This is a genomic window from Photorhabdus kayaii, assembly GCF_025384895.1.
Taxonomy (GTDB): domain Bacteria; phylum Pseudomonadota; class Gammaproteobacteria; order Enterobacterales; family Enterobacteriaceae; genus Photorhabdus; species Photorhabdus kayaii.
In genome coordinates this window covers 81,893-88,472 of the sequence record NZ_JAJAFZ010000013.1, presented here as the reverse complement: position 1 = coordinate 88,472, position 6,580 = coordinate 81,893, and the positions used below count along the sequence as shown (strand labels likewise).

Genomic DNA, 6,580 nt, shown 5'->3' with positions numbered 1-6,580 from the left:
TTGAACTGGCAATTTTATTAATTGTATCTATGGATAAATAAGGATGCATCGGCAAGCTAATGACTTCTTGTGCGATTTCGTCTCCTATAGGCAGAGCAATATTGCTGGCCACCGCGGGTTGTTTATTTAGCGGGATCGGGTAATGAATGGCGGTGGGAATACCCTGTTCTTTTAATCTGCGTTGTAATTCATCACGGTTTTTAATGCGGAGAGTATATTGCGCATAGGCCGAAAGATTGTGTGGCTCAATATAGGGCGTGGTCGTGATACCGATGCCGTTCAATGCGTTATTGTAGTTTTCTGCCACCTGCTGACGTAATGCCATTTCTTCATCGAATATCTCCAGTTTGGGTAACAGGATAGCTGCTTGCAGGGTATCTAAGCGGCTATTAATTCCGATCCGGATATGGTGGTATCGTCGGTCTTGTCCATGACGGGCAATTTGACGAATAATTTTCGCCAGTTCTTCATCACGGGTGAAAATAGCGCCGCCATCGCCGTAACATCCCAACGGTTTGCTAGGGAAGAAACTGGTACATGAGATGGTCGTTAAGTTACAGGAACGTTTGCCTTTATAAGTCGCGCCAAAACTTTGGGCCGCGTCTTCTATTACGATCAGGTTATGTTTTGCTGCGATGGCATTAATTTCGTCAAAATCGGCACATTGACCAAATAAGGAAACCGGAATAATCGCTTTGGTTTTCGGGGTAATTGCGGCTTCGAGTTGCGCCGGATCTAAATTATACGTCGCAGGCTTGACGTCAACATAAACCGGCACCCCGCCCAGTAGTGCAACGGTTTCAGCGGTGGCAATGTAGGTAAAGCCGGGGGTAATCACTTCGTCACCGGGTTTAATGCCAATCGCCATTAAGGCTATTTGCAAGGCATCGGTGCCATTGGCGCAGGTAATACAATATGGCGCGCCGGTGTAGGCAATCAGCTTTGCTTCTAATTCGTCGACTTCGGGGCCTAAAATATATTTTCCGTGTGTTAATACTTTCTGGATATTCGCGTCAATTTTATCTTTAATTTTAAGTTGCTGTGCTGCCAGATCGGTAAATTGCATGCTTTTATCCTTGCTTATTTAATTCGCACGACAATATGGTTATTGAGTTGATAAATATGCTGAGTGTGTGGACAAATGGCGGTAGCTTGTCCGTGCAGCGGTAAATCGAGTTGTTCACCAAATTCACTCATCCAGCCAATTTGTTTGGCCGGCACACCTACCATCAGGGCATAATCAGGGACATCTTTATTCACTACCGCGCCGGCGCCAATAAAGGCATAAGCGCCAATGGTCGTGCCGCAAATAATGGTACAGTTGGCGCCTAAGGTGGCGCCTTTTTTTACCCGCGTATTTCGATATTCACTTTTTCTTTCAATTAATGAACGGGGATTATAGACATTGGTGAACACCATGCTGGGGCCACAAAATACCCCATCTTCCAAATGAACATTGTCATAAACCGAGACATTATTTTGTATTTTGCAGTGATTGCCGATGGTGACTTTATTGCCAATAAAGACATTTTGTCCTAAGGAACAACCTTCGCCAATTTGCGCGCCAGAACAGATATGGGTGAAATGCCAGATACGGCTGTTTTTCCCGATTTGCGCTCCTTCATCAACAATGGCACTGGAATGTATCATTACGTGTTCTGCTGACATGAGACCGATTCCATTGATTTAATAGGTTAAAGGTAAAGAAATGGTTTTATTATCTCTGGCGGATAAATAGGCGGCAATAAGCAGTTCTAAGGATTTTAAGCCTTCCCGGCCATCGGTTATCGGTTTGGCGTCGCCTTTCATCACCTCAATGACATTTTTATAATAAAGCGGGTGACCAAAGCCATAAACGGAAGTGGTTTCGTAGTTGGCGGCTTTAACTTGTTGGTCATACTCTTTTTCGTCAGCGAAATGCCATTCCTGGATTTCATTAACGGCTAAACCTCCCACTCTGACTGTACCTTTTTCCCCCAAGATGGTGATTGAACCTTCGAGATTTTGCGGATAAGTGCACATGGTGACAGCCATCGAGCCTAATGTGCCATCCCGCCAGCGGATATTAAGTACCCCGGTATCTTCCGTTTCGATATCTAAGTGGGTCGAGGTCATGGCCTGAACATCTTTGACCGGGCCGATTAGCCATTCAATTAAATCAACATAGTGGCTCGCCTGATTCATGAAGGCACCGCCATCAAATTCCCAGGTGCCCCGCCAGGCGGCTTGATCGTAATAAGCCTGGGGACGGGTCCAGAAAACATTCAGGTGGACCAGGTGGATTTTGCCAAATCGTTTTTCGCTGACTGCCCGTTTCAGTAATTGCAGGGTGGCATTTAAGCGGTTTTGTTTGACGACAAAGAGGTGTTTTTCGGCTTTATCCGCCGCCTTAACCATGTTTTCTCCATCAGCTAATCGGGTGGCCATCGGCTTTTCGGTGACGACGTGAAAGCCTTTATCAAAACAGGCTATCGCCTGTGCTGGGTGAAGGCCGGATGGGGTGGTCAGGATAATGATATCGGCCGTGATGTTATCCAGCATCGTGTTTAAGTCGCTGAAACCCGGGACGCCGGTTTTTTCTACTGCTGCGTTTAATGCGTCTTGATCGTTATCACAGACGGCGACTAATTCGGCCGCTTCTTGATGTATTTCCAGAGAATTGAAATGATTTTTAGCGATCCGTCCACAACCGACTAAAGCAAATCTTATCTTTCTGTCGTTGATCGTGCTCAGCATAATCTTATCCTAAGTTAAGCTTTGATAATGTTTGTGTGATTGGGAGAGTATTTACCACGAGTATCGACGACTAATTTGGCGTGATTGATAATTAATTCATAATCAAATTTATCGTGATCGGTGGCTAAAATAACGCAGTCGAAGGTTTTGAGACTATTTTCAGTCACAGGGTGGCTGATTAAATTAAAATGGTGTTCCCGCATTTTCGGAAAGACCGGGACATGTGGATCTGAATATTCGATATTTGCGCCCAGTTCGCTTAATTTTTCCATAATATGAACTGAGGGGCTTTCTCGCATATCATCCACATTCTTTTTATAAGCGATGCCGAGGATTAATATGCGGCTGCCATTAATGGATTTATTCGCTTTGTTCAGCGCTAATACGGTTTTGGTGACCACATAATCGGGCATGGAGGAATTGACTTCGCCGGAGAGTTCAATAAAGCGGGTATTAATACCATATTCTCGGGCTTTCCAGGTTAAATAGAAGGGATCAATGGGAATACAGTGCCCGCCTAATCCGGGGCCGGGATAATAGGGAACAAAGCCGAAAGGTTTGGTTGCCGCGGCTCTAATCACTTCGTGGATATCAATCCCCATTTTATCGGCAACCAGTTTCATTTCGTTAACTAAGCCGATATTGACCGCCCGATGAATATTCTCCAGCAGTTTTGTCATCTCCGCCGCTTTAGTTGAACTGACGGGAACAACCTGGTCAATAGCGTGTTGATACACGGCGATACCGGCTTTTAAGCAGTTTTCCGTGTGGCCGCCGATGACTTTAGGAATGGTGCGGGTTTCGAAATCAGGGTTGCCGGGGTCTTCTCGTTCCGGTGAATAGACCAGAAAGATATCTTCACCCACTTTTAATCCATTTTCTTCAACCCGGGGGAGTAACTCTTCTTCGGTGGTGCCCGGATAAGTAGTACTTTCTAACGAGAGGACTTGTCCGGCTCTTAAATACGGTTTTACCCTATCGGTGGTGTTAATCACGAAACTGATATCGGGTTCACGGTATTTATTTAACGGCGTTGGGACGCAAAGAATAATGGCATCGCATTGAGCGATGTTGGTGAAATCCGTGGTGGCTTTAAAACCGGTCTTTATCGCGTGACTGATTTTGGCGGAGGGAATATGTTCAATGTAACTTTGGCCTTGATTGAGTTTATCTGTTTTTTCTTTATCGATATCGAAACCAATCACTTTAAAACCAATATCGTTATACCTGAGCATTAGCGGTAAGCCAACATAACCCAGGCCAACAATGGCAATGGTGGCGGTTTTATTATTAAATTTCTCGGTGAGAATGTTGAGTGAGGACATATTTTGCCTTTTAAGATGATGACTTAAAAATGAAATTGTGAAAATAAATTACATTTTGTTTTTAATAGGGTGCTATCTATTTCCATAAGTTTTATTTGGCAGGTGAAAGTTTAACAAGTTTTTTAAATAGATTTTGTAAGATATATTACTGAAATAATAAATAAGGTAATAACAAAGCTACCGCACTAGGTTATTGGCTCCCAGAACTCCATAGAACGTTATAATTTTATCTACTGTTTTGATTTTTCAATGCTTTTGTCTGCTGTAATAGAAAAGCAATTAAATATAAGGTTTTTTAATGAATAATGGGGGAGGTTAAACCGTCAGACTCGCTGGGTCAAGTATAAATAAAATTTATTTATTTAATAAATTTGTAGAATAAGCTTAGCAGAAATCTGTATTACCGGCCATGAAGTGGTAGCCAAATAACCAAGCGTAAGCCGCCGAGTGGGCTGTCCTCAGCACGAACCCAACCACGGTGTTGGTTAATCGCGGTTTCAACAATGGCTAAGCCAAGGCCAGTGCCACCGGATTCTCGATCGCGGGCTTCGTCTGTACGGTAGAAAGGGCGGAATATGTGTTCGCGGTCTTCCGGGTTGACGCCCGGGCCGTCATCATCAACGGTAATGGTGATCCCTTGATTATCGGCGTGAAATACGACCGCAATATGGTGGTGGGAGTAGCGTAAGGCATTACGCACGATATTTTCAAAAGCACTGCCAAGTGCTAATGGGTTGCAGTAAATTGCCCAGGAACTCGGTGGTAAGGTTGCTTCAAGGGTTTTATCCATCTGTTCAGCTTCGAAGCGGGCATTGTCAAGAATATCGTTCCATAAATCTGTCATTTTGATGTTTTCTCTCAACAGTTCATTTTTATGCTGACTGCGGGAGAGGACTAACAGATCGTTAATCATGCTGTCTAGCCGTTGGGCTTCTGTCTCTATTCTTTCCAATTCTTTATTTTCACCATGACGGCGGCGAAGTAATGCTGTTGCAAGTTGTAAGCGGGTGAGAGGCGTGCGTAGTTCATGGGAGATATCGGAAATTAACCGTTGTTGTGCGGTGACCATTCTTTCCAATACACTGATCATCTGGTTGAAGCTGTTACCGGCGGCCAGAAATTCTTGTGGGCCGGCTTCCAGTTCTGGATGCTGGCGTAAATTACCTTTAGCAACATCGTCTGCGGCATTTTTTAATTTACGGGCAGGTTTAGCCAAACTCCATGCCAGCCATAATAGGAGTGGCGCACTGATTAACATGGTGGCAGTTAATAATAATAGTGGCCGGTCAAACATCAAATTAATAAAATCCGATTGTGGGCTATTCGCTGGACGAACTAAATAAAGTTGATAATGATCTTCTCCATCTCGAATGGAAAAGGGCCCTAGCATTTCAGAGCGGCCATATTTTTTCTTTTTAGGATGATCAGCGTTATCTGATTGTCCAATAAAGTTACGGACAACTTGCATTTCACTTCTTTGTGCGCCAATAACGCGCCCTTCGCTGGTGACCAGTATTAGGCGCTGACTTGGGGGGGCCCATTTTTCAATCGCGCGAAATAAACGGCGCCACCAAAGTAAATCGTTAGCGGGATCTTGAGCTAATTCAGCTTCGATATGTTGTTCCAGCATGACTCCCTGCCGGTATTCATTTTCCAGCAGAGAGGTCAGTTGTCTGGAATCCAGTTTCGGCACCATTAATACCAACATTAGGACTAACGCCAGAGTAAACCAGAAAATTGCGAAGATGCGTGCCGTCAAACTGTTTATCATGTCGCAGAAACCATTAAATATCCTCGGCCACGTAAGGTCTTAAACCAGGGGAGTCCATCTTCCCGCTCAGGCAATTTACGGCGTAGGTTAGAGATATGCATATCAATTGCGCGGTCAAATGGCGTGAGCCGTTTACCTAATACTTCCTGACTCAAATGTTCACGGGAGACAACTTGACCTAAATGTTGAGCTAATAGATAGAGTAAAGTAAATTCGGTACCGGTTAAATCGAGAATTTGATTAGCAAAGTTGGCTTCCTGTCGGCCAGGGTTCAATTGTAGGTTATCGACTTGAAGCGTGGGTGGGCCATTGTCGGTTTGCTGTTGTTCACTCCAGTTTGAGCGGCGAAGAATAGCACGTATACGTGCCACTAGCTCACGATCATTAAATGGTTTAGCAAGATAGTCATCTGCCCCTAATTCTAGTCCCAGAACACGATCCAAATCACTTCCTCGCGCTGTCAGCATGATGACTGGAGTTTGATGGTGTAGACGAAGCTCCTTTAATGTCGTAATGCCATTTTTACGCGGCATCATAATATCGAGTAGTAATAAGTCGATAGAATCGTCAAGGAATTTTAATGCCTGCTCTCCGTCATGAGCGACAACAACGTTAAATCCTTCCATTTCAAGTAATTCTTTTAATAGTGATGTCAGTTCACGGTCATCATCAACTAATAGGATTTTATGCATTGATTACTTCCTCCAAGAGCAAAAATACGATAACAAACTTTGCTATTCCACGACTT

Annotated in this window: 6 protein-coding genes; all 6 read right to left on the bottom strand. The window is 44.1% G+C overall.

The annotated features are described in order from the left end of the window. Positions 1–1,066, bottom strand: a 1,066-nt coding sequence (locus LGZ98_RS07585; protein ID WP_262977899.1) for a DegT/DnrJ/EryC1/StrS family aminotransferase, incomplete at its 3' end; no start/stop codon positions are given. A gap of 14 nt (positions 1,067–1,080) precedes the next feature. Continuing rightward, on the bottom strand, positions 1,081–1,668 hold the full coding sequence (locus LGZ98_RS07580) for an acyltransferase (RefSeq protein ID WP_113043017.1): 588 nt from the start codon (positions 1,666–1,668) through the stop codon (positions 1,081–1,083). 18 nt (positions 1,669–1,686) lie between these two features. Then, on the bottom strand, positions 1,687–2,736 hold the full coding sequence (locus LGZ98_RS07575) for a Gfo/Idh/MocA family protein (RefSeq protein ID WP_113043015.1): 1,050 nt from the start codon (positions 2,734–2,736) through the stop codon (positions 1,687–1,689). A 14-nt stretch (positions 2,737–2,750) separates the two neighbouring features. After that, entirely contained in the window at positions 2,751–4,061 is a 1,311-nt protein-coding gene (locus LGZ98_RS07570; protein WP_262977898.1) for a nucleotide sugar dehydrogenase, read from the bottom strand. A gap of 400 nt (positions 4,062–4,461) precedes the next feature. Then, on the bottom strand, positions 4,462–5,832 hold the full coding sequence (cpxA, locus tag LGZ98_RS07565; RefSeq protein ID WP_228902739.1) for an envelope stress sensor histidine kinase CpxA: 1,371 nt from the start codon (positions 5,830–5,832) through the stop codon (positions 4,462–4,464). Continuing rightward, positions 5,829–6,524 (bottom strand): envelope stress response regulator transcription factor CpxR, encoded by a 696-nt coding sequence (cpxR, locus tag LGZ98_RS07560; RefSeq protein WP_112877772.1) that lies wholly within the window; start codon positions 6,522–6,524, stop codon positions 5,829–5,831. Before cpxR ends, cpxA begins: the two co-directional genes overlap by 4 nt. Positions 6,525–6,580 lie beyond the last annotated feature (56 nt).